The sequence below is a fragment of the Microcystis sp. M20BS1 genome, assembly GCF_020245305.1.
GTDB lineage: Bacteria > Cyanobacteriota > Cyanobacteriia > Cyanobacteriales > Microcystaceae > Microcystis > Microcystis ichthyoblabe_A.
The window spans coordinates 11,585-30,107 of sequence record NZ_JADBUZ010000186.1; the positions used below are offsets into that span (position 1 = coordinate 11,585).

At 41.5% G+C, this 18,523-nt stretch carries 18 protein-coding genes and 1 pseudogene; 11 read left to right on the top strand and 8 right to left on the bottom strand.

Annotated elements, in window-relative coordinates:
- Positions 1-162: 162 nt before the first annotated feature.
- Together IM507_RS18030 and IM507_RS18035 are read left to right on the top strand one after the other, a co-directional pair.
- Positions 163-750: an L-threonylcarbamoyladenylate synthase gene (locus IM507_RS18030; RefSeq protein ID WP_002732168.1), complete on the top strand. Its 588-nt coding sequence runs from the start codon at positions 163-165 to the stop codon at positions 748-750.
- Complete coding sequence (locus IM507_RS18035) at positions 705-1,562, top strand: sensor histidine kinase (RefSeq protein WP_123231192.1); 858 nt, start codon at positions 705-707, stop codon at positions 1,560-1,562. Before IM507_RS18030 ends, IM507_RS18035 begins: the two co-directional genes overlap by 46 nt.
- On the opposite strand, the gene IM507_RS18040 is transcribed toward IM507_RS18035, so the two are convergent.
- Positions 1,498-1,968: a GNAT family N-acetyltransferase gene (locus tag IM507_RS18040; RefSeq protein WP_002735010.1), complete on the bottom strand. Its 471-nt coding sequence runs from the start codon at positions 1,966-1,968 to the stop codon at positions 1,498-1,500. The genes IM507_RS18035 and IM507_RS18040 overlap by 65 nt on opposite strands.
- Before the next feature lie 272 nt (positions 1,969-2,240).
- On the opposite strand from IM507_RS18040, the gene IM507_RS18045 reads away from it, so the two are divergent.
- On the top strand, positions 2,241-3,236 hold the full coding sequence (locus IM507_RS18045; protein WP_069475244.1) for a carbohydrate kinase family protein: 996 nt from the start codon (positions 2,241-2,243) through the stop codon (positions 3,234-3,236).
- A gap of 319 nt (positions 3,237-3,555) precedes the next feature.
- Here the strand turns inward: IM507_RS18045 and IM507_RS18050 are convergent, their stop codons facing one another.
- From IM507_RS18050 to IM507_RS18060, 3 genes are all read right to left on the bottom strand, one after another.
- The gene (locus IM507_RS18050) at positions 3,556-4,626 is read right to left on the bottom strand and encodes a YheT family hydrolase (RefSeq protein WP_123231195.1); all 1,071 of its coding nucleotides are present in this window, start codon (positions 4,624-4,626) and stop codon (positions 3,556-3,558) included.
- Positions 4,627-4,691: 65 nt separating this feature from the next.
- Positions 4,692-5,060 carry a DUF1818 family protein gene (locus IM507_RS18055; RefSeq protein ID WP_069475245.1) on the bottom strand — a complete coding sequence of 123 codons (369 nt, stop codon included), beginning with the start codon at positions 5,058-5,060 and terminating at the stop codon, positions 4,692-4,694.
- A gap of 6 nt (positions 5,061-5,066) precedes the next feature.
- Positions 5,067-5,642 carry a hypothetical protein gene (locus IM507_RS18060; RefSeq protein WP_287637463.1) on the bottom strand — a complete coding sequence of 192 codons (576 nt, stop codon included), beginning with the start codon at positions 5,640-5,642 and terminating at the stop codon, positions 5,067-5,069.
- A gap of 434 nt (positions 5,643-6,076) precedes the next feature.
- Between IM507_RS18060 and leuS the strand changes: the two genes are divergently transcribed.
- Together leuS and IM507_RS18070 are read left to right on the top strand one after the other, a co-directional pair.
- The gene (leuS, locus tag IM507_RS18065; RefSeq protein WP_287637464.1) at positions 6,077-8,629 is read left to right on the top strand and encodes a leucine--tRNA ligase; all 2,553 of its coding nucleotides are present in this window, start codon (positions 6,077-6,079) and stop codon (positions 8,627-8,629) included.
- Positions 8,630-8,775: 146 nt separating this feature from the next.
- Complete coding sequence (locus tag IM507_RS18070; protein WP_287637465.1) at positions 8,776-9,153, top strand: hypothetical protein; 378 nt, start codon at positions 8,776-8,778, stop codon at positions 9,151-9,153.
- Between the two features lies 1 nt (position 9,154).
- Here the strand turns inward: IM507_RS18070 and IM507_RS18075 are convergent, their stop codons facing one another.
- The 4 genes from IM507_RS18075 to IM507_RS18090 all read right to left on the bottom strand — a co-directional run bounded on the left by IM507_RS18075 (position 9,155) and on the right by IM507_RS18090 (position 14,458).
- On the bottom strand, positions 9,155-12,727 hold the full coding sequence (locus IM507_RS18075) for a CHAT domain-containing protein (RefSeq protein WP_287637468.1): 3,573 nt from the start codon (positions 12,725-12,727) through the stop codon (positions 9,155-9,157).
- 518 nt (positions 12,728-13,245) lie between these two features.
- Positions 13,246-13,779, bottom strand: a complete 534-nt coding sequence (locus IM507_RS18080; RefSeq protein ID WP_287637469.1) for a transposase — start codon at positions 13,777-13,779, stop codon at positions 13,246-13,248.
- Between the two features lie 267 nt (positions 13,780-14,046).
- A complete protein-coding gene (locus IM507_RS18085) occupies positions 14,047-14,259 on the bottom strand; it encodes a type II toxin-antitoxin system HicA family toxin (RefSeq protein ID WP_002732521.1) in 213 nt (70 codons plus the stop codon).
- Positions 14,252-14,458, bottom strand: coding sequence for a type II toxin-antitoxin system HicB family antitoxin (locus IM507_RS18090; RefSeq protein WP_002733171.1), 207 nt, complete (start codon positions 14,456-14,458; stop codon positions 14,252-14,254). Before IM507_RS18090 ends, IM507_RS18085 begins: the two co-directional genes overlap by 8 nt.
- A 210-nt stretch (positions 14,459-14,668) precedes the next feature.
- Here IM507_RS18090 and IM507_RS18095 point away from each other — a divergent pair, with 210 nt between their 5' ends.
- From IM507_RS18095 to IM507_RS18120, 6 genes and pseudogenes are all read left to right on the top strand, one after another.
- Positions 14,669-14,914: a DUF1902 domain-containing protein gene (locus IM507_RS18095; RefSeq protein ID WP_287637471.1), complete on the top strand. Its 246-nt coding sequence runs from the start codon at positions 14,669-14,671 to the stop codon at positions 14,912-14,914.
- Between the two features lie 426 nt (positions 14,915-15,340).
- Positions 15,341-15,742, top strand: a pseudogene (locus tag IM507_RS18100) (DUF4277 domain-containing protein); the annotation flags it as partial.
- A gap of 460 nt (positions 15,743-16,202) precedes the next feature.
- Positions 16,203-17,249, top strand: a complete 1,047-nt coding sequence (gene fbp, locus IM507_RS18105) for a class 1 fructose-bisphosphatase (protein WP_002731573.1) — start codon at positions 16,203-16,205, stop codon at positions 17,247-17,249.
- Positions 17,250-17,276: 27 nt separating this feature from the next.
- On the top strand, positions 17,277-17,735 hold the full coding sequence (locus IM507_RS18110) for a hypothetical protein (protein ID WP_287637472.1): 459 nt from the start codon (positions 17,277-17,279) through the stop codon (positions 17,733-17,735).
- Positions 17,736-17,786: 51 nt separating this feature from the next.
- Positions 17,787-17,978: a hypothetical protein gene (locus IM507_RS18115; RefSeq protein ID WP_024969813.1), complete on the top strand. Its 192-nt coding sequence runs from the start codon at positions 17,787-17,789 to the stop codon at positions 17,976-17,978.
- Complete coding sequence (locus IM507_RS18120; protein WP_287637474.1) at positions 17,971-18,315, top strand: type II toxin-antitoxin system PemK/MazF family toxin; 345 nt, start codon at positions 17,971-17,973, stop codon at positions 18,313-18,315. The genes IM507_RS18115 and IM507_RS18120 overlap by 8 nt, the downstream gene beginning before the upstream one ends.
- Positions 18,316-18,523 lie beyond the last annotated feature (208 nt).

The window sequence follows — 18,523 nt, forward strand, 5'->3', positions numbered from 1 at the left end:
TAGGTAGGTGTTAAAAACTTTCAGATCCACCGCTGATCAAGTAGGATTGATTCAAGGTAGAGTTGATTCAAGGTAGGGTTGATTCATGAATCAACCCTACCCGTTTAAAATTGTACCAAAAAGTCTTAGGCTAAATTAGTCCCCAAAAATGATCAATTCTCAATGCCTACTGCTTCTCTTAACGAAATTGTTCACGCGGCCTTAAGTGGTCAAGTGGTTTCTTTTCCCACGGATACAGTCCCCGCTTTAGCGGTTTCTCCCCCCTATGCTGCCTTAGTTTTTGCCGCTAAAAAACGGACTTTTGATAAACCTTTAATTCTAATGGCGGCCTCAGCAGCAGATTTATGGGATTATGTCAAGGGAAATCAGGAAGAAAGGGAAATTTGGCGGCAAATGACCGAAAAATACTGGCCCGGCTCCCTAACTTTGGTTTTACCCGCTTCTGAAAAAGTACCAAAAGTTCTTAACCCTAAGGATTCTAGCACGATTGGTATCCGAGTTCCCGCTCATGCGATCGCAAGAGAAATTCTCGGTCGAACTGGTGTTTTAGCGACCACAAGTGCTAATCTGTCAGGACAAGAGCCTTTATTAACTCCAGAAGCGATTATGACTACTTTTCCCTCGGTGACGGTGTTAGCACCCACAGAAAGGCAAGCATGGGGAATAATTAATAGTGGACAACCCTCCACCGTCGCGCGTTGGCAATGTCAAAGATGGGATATCTTACGACAAGGGGCAGTTTTTCTGTAAATATGGACGATATTGACGCTTTAAAACGGGAATTACAGCAAACTCGCCTCGCTTATCAGATGGCTGTGGCAATTAATCACCTCAAAAGCAGTTTTTTAGGACGGGTTGCCCACGAATTGCGATCGCCATTGAGCAGTATGATCAGTATCCATCAAATGATTCTCGCCGATCTTTGTGAAAGTTCGGCCGAAGAAAGGGAATTTATCGCCCAGGGACAACTGGCAGGCCGTAAACTGATGGCAATGCTCGATGAGATGATTAATCTCTCGAAGCTAGAGTCGGGTACTATACCTCTGGAGCGAGAAATTTTTTCTTTAACTAAACTCTGGGAAGATTGGGCAAGTTTAACCTATTTACAGGCAGCTAATCGCAATATTCAGCTTAAATTTAGCCCTTTAACTGATGATATTGCTATTATTGCCGATTATCAATGTTTATCCTCCGCTCTTGTTCTTCTCGTCGATGCAGCGATCGCCAACCCAGGAAGTGGCTCTATTTGTATATCCGTAAGCGCTCTTGACGAGAAAAAAGTCACTATTAGTCTAGAATTTACGGGGGAAATCCCTCTCTGGCCAATGCCAGAAATTTCATCCTTGAGTTTAGAATCAAAGCCAGAAGAAGTCAAACAATTTACTCAAGTTCTTGGCTTTTCTCCTAGTCTTAAATTCCAGTTAGCGAAGGGAATTATCGAAGTATCGGGGGGGGAAATGAGCTTAGATCGAATCGATAACAATAGTCAGGACAAGCTCACAGAGATCGTTTTTTCTTTACCTCGATCGCCGGACAGGAAAACTCCTCGGGATAACGATTAAATAATACCATCGTCGTGGTGGCGTTGCTTTGGAAACCAATGCGCTGGTAAAATTGTTGTTGGTTAGTAGTCATCAAATAGACTCTTTCCACCCGATTTATTCGGGGATGGGCCAAAACTGTTTCTACTAATTTACGTCCTAAACCGGCTCCCTGATAATCGGGATGAACAATCACATCCCAAATAGTTGCCCGATAAATGCCGTCAGAAGTGGCCCGAGCAAAACCAATTAATTGCCGCTCATTCCACACCGTCACCACCGGATCACTATAGTCAATTGCGGTTTCTAAATCTTCTAAACGGCGATCTATTGCCCAAAATGCGGTTAAATTAAATAATTCTCGTAGTTGCAATAAATCTATCTTGCTTTTATCCTCGTCAAACTGAATCTGACTACAATCAACCATGATATTTCCTTAGTCTAAGACTAAAAAATAAAAGAGGATTCACGCTCGATCGGGCTGATTTATGAGCAATTTCCCCTAATCTATGTGTTTGATTATACTAAATGTCTAAGATAATCTCTAGTTTATTTATCGTGATTTCTTGACAAGTTATTAATCAGTGATCGGGAGTCAGGAGATAGGAGTCAGGAGATAGGAGATTATTTTATTTATTCTCCCCACACCCCACACCCCACACCCTACACCCCACACCCCACACCCCACACCCCACAGCAATGCTTAACAATCAAAGATCTTCGCCGGTGTCTGTCATTTGTTTAGGGGAAATCCTCTATGATCTAATTGCCGATCAAAGCGATCGCTCTATAGAGAAAGTAACTTCTTGGACAACCTACGCGGGGGGTGCGCCGGCAAACGTGGCCTGTGGATTGCGAAAATTGGGCATAAATTCGGCTTTTATCGGTTGTGTGGGCAAAGATCAACCCGGAGAACAGTTAATCGCCTTGCTAGACGCTCTCGGAGTCGATACCACTGGTGTACAGTATCATGCCACCCTACCCACCCGACAAGTTTATGTCACCCGCGATGCTGGGGGAGACAGACATTTTGCGGGTTTTGGCGGCAGAAAAACGACTGATTTTGCCGATACTGCCCTTAATGCTGACCTATTGCCCGAAAATCTGTTTAAAAATGCCGATTATCTAGTGATGGGAACCCTAGGGTTAGCCTATCCCCTTTCCCGCCGGGCAATGCAACGCGCCCTCGAATTGGCTAAAATTTACGGAGTGAAAGTATTGATCGATATCAACTGGCGACCGGTTTTTTGGACTAATCTTGAGGTTGCTCCTGATCAGATTCGAGATTTTATTGCCCAGGCCGATTTGCTCAAATGTAGCGAGGAAGAAGCAGCATGGTTATTTGGCACTGATAACCCGGGAGAAATATCGTCAAAATACCCCAATTTAGGGGCAATTCTGGTTACTGGCGGCGCAAAAGGTTGTAAATATCATTTAGGCGAAAATAGCGGCAATGTCGAGGCTTTTTCTGGGGAGGTAGTGGATACCACTGGGGCGGGGGATGGCTTTGTGGCGGGTTTTTTAGCTCGTGCCGGTCTTGTAGGCGATAAAATCGAGGAAAATGCCGATTTAGCGCGTAACGCGGTGATTTATGCCTGTGCGGTGGGGGCAATGGTGACAAGAAGAGCAGGCGCGATCGCATCCCAACCGACTCGGGAACAGGTGGAGGAGTTTCTAGCGGCCCTTGACTCCTAGAAACTATACTAGGGTTTGCGGCAAAAAGTTTTTCGTGGGGGCAGGGTGTGGGGTGTGGGGTGTGGGGTGTGGGGTTTTATCCATTTTCAGGGGGTCAATTACCTAATTTTCAGGGAAAAAGTGCCTAAATTTCCCCCCCGATCACCCCAAGGTCTGGCACTTTTTGATGGGAAAAAAGTCTAAAAGTCTTATACAACAAGGTTTTTAGATTTATTCAGCCAACCCTATACTAAATCTGGTTATTAAAAACTGATTATCTATTCCCCCTCTTGCATGAGTGCCTATCTTGATATGTAACCTATACTCAACGGATTTAGTATTATTTGCCAGTTTTTTGGTCAAACCAGTCTAAAACCCGATTCCATGCCCACCAGCGATCGCTATCGCCCCACTGACGCTGACAGGATAAACTGCTGATATAACCCACATGACCACCGTGGTTGGTTAAGAGTAGATCCACGTGGGGATTATCAGCGATCGCTGCTTGCAGATCGGGAATAACTGCGGGGGAAAAGAGGGGATCATCGGCCGCGTAGAGGATAAAAGTGGGTTTAGTTAAATAGGGTTGAAAGGGCAAGGGACTACTAGCGGCATAATAGTCAAAAACTGTCTCAAATCCTAGCTTTTTAATCACTAATTCTCGATCGAATCCGGCAATCGTGGTGGCGCGAGTAATTGCTTCGGGATCGATATGATCGGGATGAGCTTGATGGATGCGTTTGGCTAACTTGCGTAATTCCCTGGCGATCGCTTTTTCCAAATGTTTCCCCCAGGTATCCCGGACGAGATAGGATAAAGAACGATTAGAGTCTAAATTAGGACAAATTACCGCCCCACCACCGATATCGACGGGATCGATCCCCATATCTTCCTGATTCTCTGCCGATTTAATTCCCCAGAGGGCTAATTGTCCCCCCAGAGAGTAACCTGTGAACCAAAAAGGAGCGGGACAGCCCATTTTTTGAGCTTGGGCGGCAATATGAATGAAATCTAGCCCTTCATAGATGCCATCGGAGGTGAGAGTCGGGGATAATTCGGCTGTCTTACCGTGGGCCCGCCAATCGAAGAGGACGACTGCGTAGTTTCTCGCTACGGCTTTTCTGCCTAAAATCCTTAAAAACCATTGATTATCTAAGTCTCCCGTGATGCCGTAGGTCCCGATAATTGTTCCTTTCGCTTGCGGGGGAATGGAAACAATCCCGTAGATGGGGACGGCATTGGCCCCGGTGAAAATGGTTTCTTGATAGACTGGTTCGGGAATAGCGATCGTATTTTGCCAGGTTTCTCGCGCTTTTAGGGACACATAGAGAGTCATGGCAAAACCGTTTTTCAGCAATGGGGGCGGGGTGTAGGTGAGATTATCGGTCTTCGTCCTCGGATGGGCAATCATGGCAGCACAGGGGAATCTAAAAGTCAAGAGAGGGAAACAAAAATTAACTTATGTCCACCGCTTTCTTAAAAATTGTAAAGCAAATTGTCCCAAGCGGCGAGCAACTCTGGCAGGGCAGTGGCTGACCAATTGCCCTCACAACCGCGACCTTGATAGAGAATAAATCGCAGGGAATAATTATCAGGAAATCCTGCCGCTTCTAACCATAAAAGCTCGCTTTCCGCTTCACAAGCAATACTTTCTTCATCCATTAATTCTGTGGCCATGGCCGCCATAGTTGCGGTCAATTGTGATAGTAACCGACGCAAATCTTGCCACTCGGCCTCGGTTAATTCGATCGCCCAATCATCGCCACCAATTAATCCTTTATAAATGGCTGCCGTAGGATTCCAACCGAGTCGCCAACCCGAACCATATTTGAGAATTTTTTCCATAATTTTCTAGAATTTTAATAGGTCGGCATCTCCCGGTTTTGATAAAGATGGACGACTAGGAGAAGGACTAGGAGAAGGGTTAGGAGTGGGGGTTTCTTGGGGGAGAATAGCGGGGTTATAAATTTCGACTAGAAGGGTGACTAACTGCTGCCGTTGACGACGATTAAGACTGTTCATCGCTTTGATATCGGCAGCCATAGGATTAACGGTAAGGGTTGCTTGTCCGGGATAGTTTTCTTCGCTGATTTTCTCGTTCACTCCTAGGTAATCCCCTAGGGTTAATTGCCAATCAAAACGGATGAGAGTAAATCTTTTTTTGGTATCTTGATGATAACGAAGAAAGCGACTGATTAGGGTATTATTCGGATCGATCACTCCTGTCTCTCGACGGATATAGTTGTTTTCTTTCGGTAAATCTGGCATTGCTTGGTAAATTTGTTGGGCAACTGTTTCGGGGCGTTGAATTTGGCTCATCCCGGTGGATTGCCAGGATAACCACCAGACAAATACTCCTATTCCTAGGCAGAATACTAATAATATTAGTCGCTTAATTTTCAGGTTTTGAGGTAATTTTAATAGCATATTGATCAAGAATAAATTGAGCGGAACCTTTTTATAAATAGTGTCACACAAAGATTGCCATTCATCGCGGCTAGATTTTCCGAAACTTTTAGAACACTTGTACTAAGCTGTCCAGCCAAGTTTTCCACCATACTGTAATTCTTGGGCTGCCCATTTCTCCATTTTTTTGCTGACCTCCACCTTGATTCCTTCTTTCAAAACTATACCTATCAATCGTTTCCCCTTTTTTTAAGTTTCTTCTCTTTTTGTTAAGAAATATCTGACTAATCGATAGGGGGGATCGAACCCAAAATCTATCTTCATATTTAATTAGAACCACTTACTTAAAACCCAGAGGGTTTTTGCTAGGGTAGATAACCCCAAGACTGGCAATCGCCCCCAGCCGGCTGCTGTAAAATAGGAAGGATAGATAAAACTCAGGAGAAAAGACCCCAGTGCCGTACAACCCCGCAGAAATCGAACAGAAATGGCAGAAGATTTGGCAGCAAATGGGATTGGACAAAACCCCAGAAAACGCCGATAAACCGAAATTTTACGCCCTCTCCATGTTCCCCTATCCATCAGGCAACCTGCACATGGGTCACGTTCGTAACTATACTATCACCGATGTGATTGCCCGTCTGAAAAGAATGCAGGGTTATCGCGTGCTGCATCCCATGGGGTGGGATGCTTTCGGATTACCCGCAGAAAATGCCGCCATTGAAAGAGGAGTTCCTCCGGCAAAATGGACTGATCAAAATATTGCCCAGATGAAACGGCAATTACAACAGTTAGGATTATCTATCGATTGGGAAAGAGAAGTTGCCACCTGTTCCCCGGAATATTATCGTTGGACCCAATGGCTATTTTTACAGTTTTTTGAATCGGGATTAGCCTACCAAAAAGAAGCGGCAGTGAATTGGGATCCTATCGATCAAACTGTCTTGGCCAATGAACAGGTAGATAGTGAAGGAAAATCTTGGCGATCGGGTGCTAAAGTAGAAAGAAAATTACTCCGGCAATGGTTCCTAAAAATCACCGATTATGCCGAACAATTACTCACTGATTTAGATAAACTTACCGGTTGGCCAGAACGGGTTAAAACCATGCAGGCCAACTGGATTGGTAAATCGGTAGGTGCTTATTTAGAATTTCCTCTTGTTAATTCCCCAGAAAAAATTGCCGTTTTTACCACTCGTCCCGATACGGTTTATGGAGTCACTTATGTGGTACTTGCTCCCGAACATCCCTTAACTTTACAAGTTACCACTCTTGAACAAAAATCGGCCGTAGAAACTTTTATTCAAGAGATAGCCAGCGAAAGCGAATTAGAAAGAACCGCCGAAGATAAACCCAAACGCGGTATTAAAACCGGAGGAGTGGCAATTAATCCTTTTACCGGTGAAGAAATTCCGATTTTAATTGCTGATTATGTCCTCTACGAATACGGGACAGGGGCAGTGATGGGAGTCCCGGCTCACGACAGTCGCGATTTTAAATTCGCTCAGGAAAATAATCTGCCAATTAAGATAGTTATTACTCCAGAAAGTGGCGAAATTGAGTTAAAAGAGGCCTACACAGAAGCGGGAATTATGATTAATTCCGCTCAATTTAATGGGTTGCATTCTACAGCAGGAAAAACCGCTATTATTGATTATGCCACTGCCCAAGGTTACGGCAAAGCTAGAATACAATATCGCCTCCGGGATTGGTTAATTTCCCGTCAAAGATATTGGGGGTGTCCGATTCCAGTTATCCACTGTCCTAACTGTGGAACCGTGCCAGTACCTATCGATAATTTACCCGTTACTTTACCGGAAAATGTCGAATTTAGCGGTCGAGGTGCTTCTCCTTTAGCCAAATTAGAAGACTGGGTAAATGTGGATTGTCCTCGCTGTGGCACTCCCGCAAAACGGGAAACGGACACTATGGATACTTTCATCGATTCTAGTTGGTATTTTCTCCGTTATACCGATGCTAAAAATGAAGATATACCCTTTCAATTCGAGAAGGTTAATGATTGGATGCCCGTGGATCAATACGTCGGAGGAATCGAACACGCTATCCTACATTTACTCTATTCTCGTTTCTTTACCAAAGTTTTAAGAGACCGAGGTTTAGTTAATGTCGATGAACCTTTTAACCGTCTATTAACCCAGGGAATGGTACAGGGATTGACCTACAAAAATCCCGAAACTGGCAAATATGTCCCCGCAGAAAATGTTATCTATAAAGAGGATAAATATTGCGATAAAGACACGGGAGAAGTTCTATCTTTCTTCTTTGAAAAAATGTCTAAGTCGAAATATAACGGCGTTGATCCTCTAAAAGTCTTGGAAAAATATGGGGCCGATACTGCCCGAATGTTTATACTTTTTACTGCACCCCCAGAAAAAGATTTACAGTGGGATGATGCGGGGGTAGAAGGACAATTTCGCTTTCTTAATCGGGTGTGGCGTTTAGTCAGCGAATATATTGAAAATAAACCCAAGCAAGTCAAAAAAATAGAAACTTTCTCGAAAACTGACAAAGATTTAAGACGGGCAATTCACACCGCTATTAAAGAAATCTCCGAGGATTTAGAAGGAGATTATCAATTTAATACCGCCATTTCCGAATTGATGAAACTCAGTAACGCTTTAGGGGATAATAAGTGTTTTGCATCCCCCATTTATCGGGAAGGAATCGAAACCCTATTAATCTTACTTTCCCTCTTTGCTCCCCATCTTAGCGAAGAATTATGGCAAGCTTTAGGCCATAGCCAATCAATTCACCTGCAACCCTGGCCAAAAGTTGATCCCACTGCCCTTATTGTGGACGAGATTACCCTTGTCATCCAAATTTTGGGAAAAACCAGAGGCACGATACAAGTTCCCGCTAGTGCCGATAAAAGCACCCTAGAAACCCTCGCCCTGGAATCAGAAATCGCCCAACGTTATTTAGAGGGTAAGGAAATCAAAAAAGTGATTGTTGTCCCGGGCAAATTAGTTAATTTTGTCGTGGTTTAAATGACAGCAATTATCACAATGGTAGGGAATTAAGAACCTTTTCAGTTATCAGTAACCAGTTAGATTAACACTTTCTATTAAAAACTATCGATAGATAGCAAAATAGAAACTATACAATTAGTATTGTCTGTAAATAAGAATAACCTATGGATATTGAATCAACTAAAGTTACTCCTGAAGAAATTGCCCAGTTTCGCGCTGAATTGGCAGAGGATTCTAACGCATTAGGAGATATTGACTTAATTGAGCGGTGTGATGGCGATTTGAAGTATGCTGCTATGAGATTAGCAAGGCGTTCAAATATTGATACAGTGAGAGCAGATGAAAATAATTTTTGGCAACAAGCTATCACCCAAGCACGTCAATTAATATGTCATGACCGAGTTAAAGATGATTTAGCACCTAATATATTAGGTGGATTAGTTGGTTTACTTGCTACTTCTGGTAATCCAGTTTTGGTAGTGGTAGCAACTCCTCTCGCTATTCACGTTTTTAGGGAAACATTAGACAATTTTTGTGATTAGTTTAGATACCTGATGCGGTAAAAGCAGCCCAATAAAAAGGGTTATTGAACAGCTTATAATTAAGTTCAAACCCTTTTATTCTAATTTGTTCATCTTCAATCATATCCATCAATCGATTAAATTCTTTTGATGTTAATTTTTGTTGCATTGACTTGACAATTTTTAGGCAACTATCCAACTGATTCAAGTATTCTTGTACGGTTAAATTCTGTAACCAATTTTGTGCAGTTTTTAAAGCAACTGGTACAGAAACTTGCTGATTCTCATCAAATAAAATCTCATATAATTTAATCATCAAGAAGGAGGTTGATAGGTCATTAACTGTCCATAAACTACTGACAACGCTGGGACTTCCCGCAAACAGAAAACCACTGGGTAAACCGATATATTCATCGCTGATAGAGTTTAAATCAATTAAGCCAGTTTCGCAAGCAGAAATGGTGACAAGGCGACATTTATTCAAGCGCAGTTCAAAGATTTCGCCTAATGTTAAGGATTCTTTATTGGCTAATAATAAGGCGGATTCTAGGGGATTATCGGGGTTAAAGCTTCCATGACAGGAGAAATGATAACAGTGGTTATCTGAGGATTTGAGATGGGGAAGAACAGCGTTTTTAGTGGCGTTATCTTGGGCGATAACTTGAGGTTCAGTAAAGAAAGTTGAGAGGATATTAACTTCTAAGTCAGTGTAAAATAAGTCTTTGGTGGGGTTTTGAATGGCGAACAGTTTATTAAAGTCGGAATGGTGAAAAGTTTGGGTGATTTTTTGCAAGATTTGACAACTAGGCGCATATTGTACACCCTTGGGGAATAAATCTTGTAAATCTGATCCCCCCGTTGCCGACTCCCCACTTTTTAAGGAGAGTTGGGGGGGATCAACAGGTAAGGCGTGTAAGGGTAAGATATGCAGATACACATAGGGGATAATAATTAAGCGTTGACAAGTATCGGGAATCAGGGCAAGAATATCATTAATATGCAGAATATCAGCAAAAGTCTGTAGGAGGTTAGACAGTTTATTTCTCCATTCTTGCTTGCGATTGTCGGAGTAGTAAAGCTGTAGATAATTGTTGATTGTATCAAATAATTGCTTTACATCATCCTCGGAAGATTGCCAAACTTTAATCTCTCCATCAGCCGACACCACAAAAGCGATTATTTTCTCCCCTGTAATGTACCATTGCAGCAGACAAGTTTCAGCATCAGTTAATTCCTGAATTTCTGTAAATGGGATCGGCTCAACTTTTTGAGTGAGGCTAAAGAGAGGATCTTTAATTTCTCTTGCAATAAAATTATCTAAGTCTTGTTGATATTCTTTCAGATAACTGTGATCTTGAACGTAGGGAGTTAGGTTATCACTCTGCATTAGCTTCTGGTTAATGCTTTGATGTTGTAAGCGAATTTGCTCGTTAACAACTCTTTGCTTTAATTCATTTAATTGGGCGATAATTTCTTGACTAACGCCTTGGGGGTGTAGGTTTTTCTGGGTGATTAATTCCACCAGATTACGCCCTTTACTGCGTTCGATATATTCTAATGCCTTCTCAGGCTGATTGAGATTAAGATGCGCCTGTACAATGCGATGGAAAACACCAATGGCATTGGATAAAACCTCTTGACGATCTTGGGGATTTAATGCTTCTAAGCGGGCATTCTCTACCGCTTCAATGGCGATATTATAGACTTCTGTTGCTTGTTGCCATTGTTTTTGATCATAATGTAGGATGCCTAAATTTTGGGCGGTTTGTAAACAATTAAGGGGATCACTGTCTTTAGTATAGATTTGTAAGGCATTGTGATAAGACTTGATCGCTATTTCTAAATTGTCAGCTTTTTCTCCTCTGATTCTGTAACGGTAAGCAATAGCGAGATTATTCTGTGTCATTGCCCATTGTTGGCGAAAAGCGTCAAAAGTATAAACTTTCAAGGCTTCTTGGCAGTACGCGATCGCTATTTCTAAATTGTCAGCTTTCTCTCCTCTGATTCTCTTACTGTAAGCAATAGAGAGATTATTCTGTGTCATTGCCCATTGTTGAGGAAATGCGTCAAAAGTATAAACTTTCAAGGCTTCTTGGCAGTACGCGATCGCCCTTTCTAAATTACAGGCTTTATCCCCTCTGATTCTGTCACGGTAAGCAACAGCGAGATTATTCTGTGTCATTGCCCAATCTTGGCGAAAAGCGTCAAAAGTATAAACTTTCAAAGCTTCTTGGCAGTACGCGATCGCCCTTTCTAAATTACAGGCTTTATCCCCTCTGATTCTGTTACGGTAAGCTTCACCGAGATTACGCTGTGTCATTGCCCAATCTTCGGGAAATGCGTCAAAAGTCCTCACTTTCAATGCTTCCTGGTAAGCGGTGATCGCCTTTTCTAAATTGTCGGCTTTCTCCCTTCTGATTCTATTACTGTAAGCAGCAGCGAGATTATTCTGTGTATCTGCCCATTCTTGGGGAAATGCGTCAAAAGTCCTCACGTTCAAGGCTTCCTTGTAAGCATCGATCGCTTTTTCTAAATTGTCGGCTTTATCTCCTCTGATTCTGTTACGGTAAGCTTCACCGAGATTATTCTGTGTCATTGCCCATTCTTGGGGAAATGCGTCAAAAGTTAACACTTTTAAGGCTTTCTCGTAAGCGGTGATCGCTATTTCTAAATTGTCAGCTTTCTCTCCTCTGATTCTGGAATAGTAAGCAAGAGCGAGATTATACTGTGTCGTTGCCCAATCTTGGGGAAATGCCTCAAAAGTACTCACTTTCAAGGCTTTTGTGTAACAGGAAATCGCTTGTTCAAGATTCTCAGCTTTATCTCCTCTGATTCTGTCACTGTAAGCTGTGCCAAGATTAGTTTGTGTCCTTGCCCAAGCTTGGGGAAATGCGTCAAAAGTATAAACTTTCAAAGCTTCTTGGTAAGCGGTGATCGCCCTTTCTAAATTGTCGGCTTTCTCTCCTCTGATTCTGTTACGGTAAGCAATAGCGAGACTAAACTGTGTCAATGCCCATTCTTGGGGAAATGCTTCAAAAGTGAAGATAGTTAAGGCTATTTCATAACCCGTGATGGCAATTTCTTTGTGGGTGGTGATGTCACCGAGAGGAAATTGACAGATTAAGTTACTGAAATTGCCAATATATACAGCGATAGAATAGGCTTGTTCTCGTATAATTTGCCTTAATTTCTCTCTTGTCCAACTGTCTAAAATTTGCGCTAAATTATCATCCAATTTATCAAGATTTTGTTCCCAGAAGGGATAAATTACTTGAGGGTTACGATTTTCTGAGATTTTTAGTAATGTCTTCATCAAGAAATTTAGATAGTCTCGAGGAGTGTTAGCTGTTGCTGTGGTTTCCTCTCCCAATAATCCTAATGCTTGCGCTAACTGTTGCGCCATATTCATCAACCATCGCGCCTCATTTTCCCTTCCTGCATTCTCGTATTGTTGCGCTACCGCTACCATTACCTGTACCAACCCCTCATCCAGCAATTCCCGATTTTCCTGTAATATTCGGGGTTCATCGCCATCATTGCAGGATAATAGCTGATTAATGAGGTTTAGGTATGTTTGGGTGCGTTGTTCATTCATAGCGTGGTAGATGGGGAATTGATGGGTAGGGGCGAAGCATTCGGATAGAAAATTTAGGGTTTCAGTGATAGATTATGCACGAATGCTTCGCCCGTACAGGGATTTAATGGGGATATTATCAGAATTGTATCACAGGGATGATAGGCGAAGGTTATTGTCTGGGGTAGGGGCGAAGCATTCGGATAGAAAATCTAGGGTTTCAGTGATAGATTATGCACGAATGCTTCGCCCGTACAGGGATTTAATGGGGAGATTATCAGAATTGTATCACAGGGATGATAGGCTAAGGTTAGTGATAGATTATGCACGAATGCTTCGCCCGTACAGGGATTTAATGAGGAGATTATCATAATTGTATCACAGGGATAATAGGCGAAGGTTATTAGTTTATTGCCCGGGGTAGGGGCGAAGCATTCGGATAAGAAATTTATGGTTTCAGCGATATGTTATGCCCAAATGCTTCGCCCCTACAGGTTATTCGTCCCCGCAGGTTATTTGTCCCCACAGGTTATTTGCCCCTACATTGGTTTGAATTTATTCAGATTGTTCTCGTCTTGTTCCCAATTTCGCGGATTATCAAGAATGTATTGCCGGATTTTTTGATAAGAATTTTCATTGCGAATGATATGTTCATAATAATTGCGCTGCCAAATTTTCAGGCGATCGCCACATAAAAAATTGATTTTACGAGTAGAAATTGATTTAAAATTCTGCACAATAGCCCCCAAATATTCCGGCATTGTACCGTGAGTATATTGAGAATCGTATTCGGTCTTTTCCAGATCATAATTTTGTATTACTATAATTCCATGAATATGATTGGGCATGACAATAAAAGCATCTAGTTCAATAAATTTAAAATTTAGAGGCAGTCTATACCATACTGCTTCAACAGTATCACCAAGTAAATTCTGCTCCATATTTCCTTCAACAATTTCACCAAATAAATACTGCTTCTGATAAGAACAAATTGTTATATAATAAGCTCCATTAAGCCTATAATCATAGCCTTTTAAACGAATAGATTGTCGATGTTTTTGGGGTTCATTCATGGCGTGGCGGATGGTGGCGGTTAATTCAGTTATCTTTAGCGATAGGTTATTGTTCGGGGGTAGGGGCGAAGCATTCGGGCAATAACTTATCGCTGAAACCCTAGATTTTCTATCCGAATGCTTCGCCCCTACAGGGATTTAATGGGGAGATTATCAGAATTCTATCACAGGGATAATATCCAAAAAAAATCCTAGTCAATCAAATAATCAAAAAAATCATAATTTAGACAGGATTGGGTGCGTTGTTCGTTCATGGGTTAATTTTTTTTATAAAAGTTTTTTAAATTCTTCAATAGTTAATCCAGAACCTTTAATAATTGTTCCCATTGTATAAGCATTGATTGGATTAGCCCTTGGAATAGTGAGAATATGTTGTCCATCAGTCATGGTAATATGCTTACCCTGTCGAACAATCTGAAATCCTGCTTTTTCAAACGCTTTAATTGCTCGTTGATGATTAATTCCAGCAAGACTAGGCATGATTTAATTCAACTTCTACATAATAAGATTCGATCCCTTGATTTAATTCTGCAGCAACTTCTAAATAAGACTGAATTGCATCTTGAATATTATTGAGTGCTTCTTCTTTAGTTGTCCCTTGAGAAGCACAACCGGGTAAACTAGGACACCAAACGGCATATCCCTCTTCTGTTTGTTTGAGATTGACTTGATATTGCATATTTTATCATCCCGTACTTAATTGAAAATTAGGCAGCACCTAATGAGGGTTGGATAGGATTGGGTGCTTTGTTCGTTTGATTCAATTATAAGCGATTCATCGGCGATCATCAAGAGTTGGGGATTGGTGGTAGGGTTGTCAGAAATGCGATCGCACTGTATAATCTTGATTGATATATAAGCTAATTCTACTCACTTGAACTAAATCATCATGAATCAAAAACCGTACCAAGTAGAAGCATTTTGGGATCGAGAGGCGCAAGTTTGGGTAGCAGAGAGTGAAGATATTCCGGGATTAGTCACCGAAGCTGATACTATCGCAGCTTTAACAGCTAAATTACGACAGATAATTCCAGAATTATTACAACTAAATCATCTAATTACTCTTGAACCTCAAGCAGCGATAACTTTTGAACTCATTAGTCATCGTCAAGAATCAATTGAGTGCGCTGTTTAGATTGAATGGGGAGATTATCAGAATTGTATCACCGGGATGATAGCCGAAAAAAATCCGGCTCTTATAGGTTCTGTGTGATAAGTTTAACTTACAATATGATCGATCAATCTTTGTGTCTTTTGTGTCTTTGTGGTTCCTTCCACCCCCTCGCTAGGAGGAATGTATCTTAGAATACATTTCACCCACCAAATCCAAGAGAGCCAAAATCCTAGTCAATCAAACAATCAAAAAAATCATAATTTAGACAGAATTGGGTGCGTTGTTCGTTCATGGGTTGATTTTTTTTATCCGACACTCCGCACTTCAAAATGTAGCATAAAATAGCATAAACTCATTCAAGAAAAAAATAAATAAAAATACTCAGAGAATTAGTCCCAAAAAAGTGAGACAATCAAAAAGCTCAAAAATCTATTAAAGGTACAAAAATTGTCTCCTATCTCAGAGGTAAAAATTAAAAACCTAGATCACTTAGGAATAGTAGCCGGACTAATTGACGAAATAAGAATAGTTGAAATAATCAACTCTAAATTAGGAATTGACTCCCGAGAAAAAATTTCAGCAGGAACAGTGGTCAAAGCTATTCTAATCAATGGATTAGGATTTGTTTCAAGGCCTTTATACTTATTTAGTCAATTTTTTGAAGATAAAGGAATCGAAGAATTATTGGGAGAAGAAATAAAAACCGATTATATCAATGATGATCAAATTGGGAGAGTCATGGATGAATTATACAAACATGGACTGAATGATATATTTATAGAAGTTGTCTTATCGGTCATCAAAAAATTTAAAATAGAGACAAAATATTCTCATCTAGAGGCCACATCATTGCTACAAAGAGAGCATCTCATTTATGCAAGCGAGTAATTATACTTATCCCTAAAACTGTTTTCTAGCAAGGTTTTCAAAATAGCTTGACATAAAAACCTGATTTAGGGGTTACAAAGGTGAGATGCTCCCGCTACAAGCTACAAATTAGTCCCCCTATAGAACCCCCTTGAGCCATCTTGCACACTTTTCTCTTTTTGTCAAATTTTATGTTAAGAAAGATGTGACTAATGGATAGCTTATCAAGGGGGGATCGAAACCAAAGTTTATCTTCAATTTAATTATAAACAGCTACTTATTGACCAAAATTTAATGATCAATGGGATAAAAATTAGCCAACTCTAAAACTGATCTAAAAATTAGCCCGCAATGGGAAAAATTTTGGCTAGGATCAAATCATAGTCATAATTGAGACTAGACGAGTTTCCCTTTTTTTACTTTATTACTGGCAATTACAGTTATGGTTAGCAATATTCCCTTTTCTATCCCCGAACATAGCCTCGATCGAGATTGTACCACCCTCTCCCGTCACGTCCTGCAACAACTACAAAGCTTTTCCCCCGACGCGCAGGATTTAAGCGCAATTATGAGTCGGATTGCCCTAGCGGGGAAATTAATTGCCCGTCGTCTCAGTAAAGCGGGATTAATGGCGGATGTGCTAGGTTTTACTGGAGAAACCAACGTCCAAGGGGAATCGGTCAAGAAAATGGACGTTTTTGCCAATGAAGTATTTATCTCGGTTTTTAAGCAAAGTGGTTTAGTTTGCCGTCTTGCTTCCGAGGAAATGGATAAACCCTATTATATCCCAGAAAACTGTCCCATCGGTCGCTATACCCTACTCTACGACCCGATCGATGGTTCTTCCAATGTGGATATTAACCTAAATGTGGGTTCGATTTTTGCCATCCGTCAACAGGAAGGCAATGATTTAGACGGAGAAGCCCTAGATTTACTGCAAAATGGTCGTAAACAAATCGCCGCTGGCTATATTCTCTACGGACCCTCGACTATTTTAGTTTACTCGATCGGTCGCGGTGTTCATGCCTTTGTCCTTGACCCCAGTTTAGGGGAATTTATCCTCGCCCAAGAGAATATTATTATCCCCGATCACGGTCCGATTTATAGTACCAATGAGGGCAATTTTTGGCAGTGGGATGAGGCAATTCGCGACTATACCCGTTATGTTCACCGTCATGATGGTTACACAGCCCGTTACAGTGGGGCATTAGTGGGAGATATCCATCGAATTTTAATGCAGGGAGGCGTTTTTCTCTATCCGGGTACTGTTAAAAATCCCCAGGGAAAATTGCGCTTAATTTATGAAACTGCCCCCCTTGCTTTTTTAATTGAACAGGCAGGAGGTAAAGCTAGTGATGGGGTGACAAATCTTTTAGATATCGTTCCCGATAAATTACACACCCGCACACCTTTAGTGATCGGTAGTGTCGAAGATGTTAAATTGGTGGAGTCTTTTATCGCTGATCGACGTCATCGCGATCGAGTTTAACTTATAGTTTTATTTCGAGATATTGACATGGATTTACAAGCTCTGAAGTGGACTAAAAATGTCAGGCGAAACGATGGTACATGGGCATATCGGAAATATAAGGTTTCATCGCCCTTCCAACTGGCATGGAAAGACGATGAAGTCAATGCCAATAAACCCGAAAAAGATAGTTTGATACTACTCAGACAGCGAGGGTATGTTACCCATTTAGTAAAAGTTCTCGACTGCAAAGCCAAACGTGAAATTGGCAAGGATAATTACGACATCTATCGAATTGTTGAGGTGCTTTGGGCTATTGATTTTGATAATCCACCTGTATCAGCAAAAGCAGATGCGATGTTTGATTATCGAGTCAGGTATCAAGGTGGGAATGTGATGGAATTGGAGAAGTTACCGACTTTCAGACAGCGTTGGGATGACGATGGCGGTTTGGGGGGATTCCAAACTTACATTCAGAATTTATTGGGGCTGTCAAGCAATGACTAAGAGCCTTGTTAAGCTTGTGTTATAGTATTGAGCAGATATAGGGCAACCGCTATGACTGCTATAGTTCAGGAACTTTTAGATAGCTTTGACCGCTTGACAGACTCAGAGCGCTCAGATTTGCTATTAGAGATTCTGAAGCGGACAATTCACCTGGATTTTCCGCCCTTATCTGATGAAGATCTAGTCCTCAATGCCGAGGGAATTTTTCTAGAATTAGATGATCAGGAAGCTTCCTATGGATAGCCCTGATCGTGGTCAGGTTTGGCTGGTTGATCTGGGTTATGTGGCCAAAGTCAGACCCTGTTTGGTTATCAGTATTCCTGCGCGCAATCAAGAGCGTGCCTTAGCGACTCTGGTTCCACATACGACAAGCTCTCGTGGTTCAAGATTTGAAGTGAAAGTCCAAGCTAGCTTCCTTAGAGAAGGAGTCTTTGATGTACAAAACATCGTTACAATTCCCCATGCAAAGCTTTTGCGTAAATTAGGAAATCTGACATCTGAGCAAATGATGGAGGTTGAGAATGCGTTACTTTTTTGGCTAGGGTTTGAAGAGAGGAATGATCAAGAAAGCGAAGATTAGTCTGTGCGCTAGTTGCAGCGGAAACATAATCAATAGTTAGGGTTTGCGGCAAAAAGTTTTTCGTGGAGTGTGGGGTGTGGGGTTTTACCGGTTTTGAGGTGGCCAATTACCTAATTTTTAGGGAAAAAGTCCAGGGATTTTCCCCCTGATCACTCCCATACCTGGTACTTTTTGATTGACAAAAAGTCTAAAAGTCTTACCCAACAAG

What these genes read in the sequence shown, in the direction of transcription:
- IM507_RS18030 (WP_002732168.1), top strand. Translation starts at nt 163, where the DNA reads ATGCCTACTGCTTCTCTTAACGAAATTGTTCACGCGGCCTTAAGTGGT.
- IM507_RS18035 (WP_123231192.1), top strand. Translation starts at nt 705, where the DNA reads ATGTCAAAGATGGGATATCTTACGACAAGGGGCAGTTTTTCTGTAAAT.
- IM507_RS18040 (WP_002735010.1), bottom strand. Translation starts at nt 1,968, where the DNA reads ATGGTTGATTGTAGTCAGATTCAGTTTGACGAGGATAAAAGCAAGATA.
- IM507_RS18045 (WP_069475244.1), top strand. Translation starts at nt 2,241, where the DNA reads ATGCTTAACAATCAAAGATCTTCGCCGGTGTCTGTCATTTGTTTAGGG.
- IM507_RS18050 (WP_123231195.1), bottom strand. Translation starts at nt 4,626, where the DNA reads ATGATTGCCCATCCGAGGACGAAGACCGATAATCTCACCTACACCCCG.
- IM507_RS18055 (WP_069475245.1), bottom strand. Translation starts at nt 5,060, where the DNA reads ATGGAAAAAATTCTCAAATATGGTTCGGGTTGGCGACTCGGTTGGAAT.
- IM507_RS18060 (WP_287637463.1), bottom strand. Translation starts at nt 5,642, where the DNA reads ATGCTATTAAAATTACCTCAAAACCTGAAAATTAAGCGACTAATATTA.
- IM507_RS18070 (WP_287637465.1), top strand. Translation starts at nt 8,776, where the DNA reads ATGGATATTGAATCAACTAAAGTTACTCCTGAAGAAATTGCCCAGTTT.
- IM507_RS18075 (WP_287637468.1), bottom strand. Translation starts at nt 12,727, where the DNA reads ATGAATGAACAACGCACCCAAACATACCTAAACCTCATTAATCAGCTA.
- IM507_RS18080 (WP_287637469.1), bottom strand. Translation starts at nt 13,779, where the DNA reads ATGAATGAACCCCAAAAACATCGACAATCTATTCGTTTAAAAGGCTAT.
- IM507_RS18085 (WP_002732521.1), bottom strand. Translation starts at nt 14,259, where the DNA reads ATGCCTAGTCTTGCTGGAATTAATCATCAACGAGCAATTAAAGCGTTT.
- IM507_RS18090 (WP_002733171.1), bottom strand. Translation starts at nt 14,458, where the DNA reads ATGCAATATCAAGTCAATCTCAAACAAACAGAAGAGGGATATGCCGTT.
- IM507_RS18095 (WP_287637471.1), top strand. Translation starts at nt 14,669, where the DNA reads ATGAATCAAAAACCGTACCAAGTAGAAGCATTTTGGGATCGAGAGGCG.
- fbp (WP_002731573.1), top strand. Translation starts at nt 16,203, where the DNA reads ATGGTTAGCAATATTCCCTTTTCTATCCCCGAACATAGCCTCGATCGA.
- IM507_RS18110 (WP_287637472.1), top strand. Translation starts at nt 17,277, where the DNA reads ATGGATTTACAAGCTCTGAAGTGGACTAAAAATGTCAGGCGAAACGAT.
- IM507_RS18115 (WP_024969813.1), top strand. Translation starts at nt 17,787, where the DNA reads ATGACTGCTATAGTTCAGGAACTTTTAGATAGCTTTGACCGCTTGACA.
- IM507_RS18120 (WP_287637474.1), top strand. Translation starts at nt 17,971, where the DNA reads ATGGATAGCCCTGATCGTGGTCAGGTTTGGCTGGTTGATCTGGGTTAT.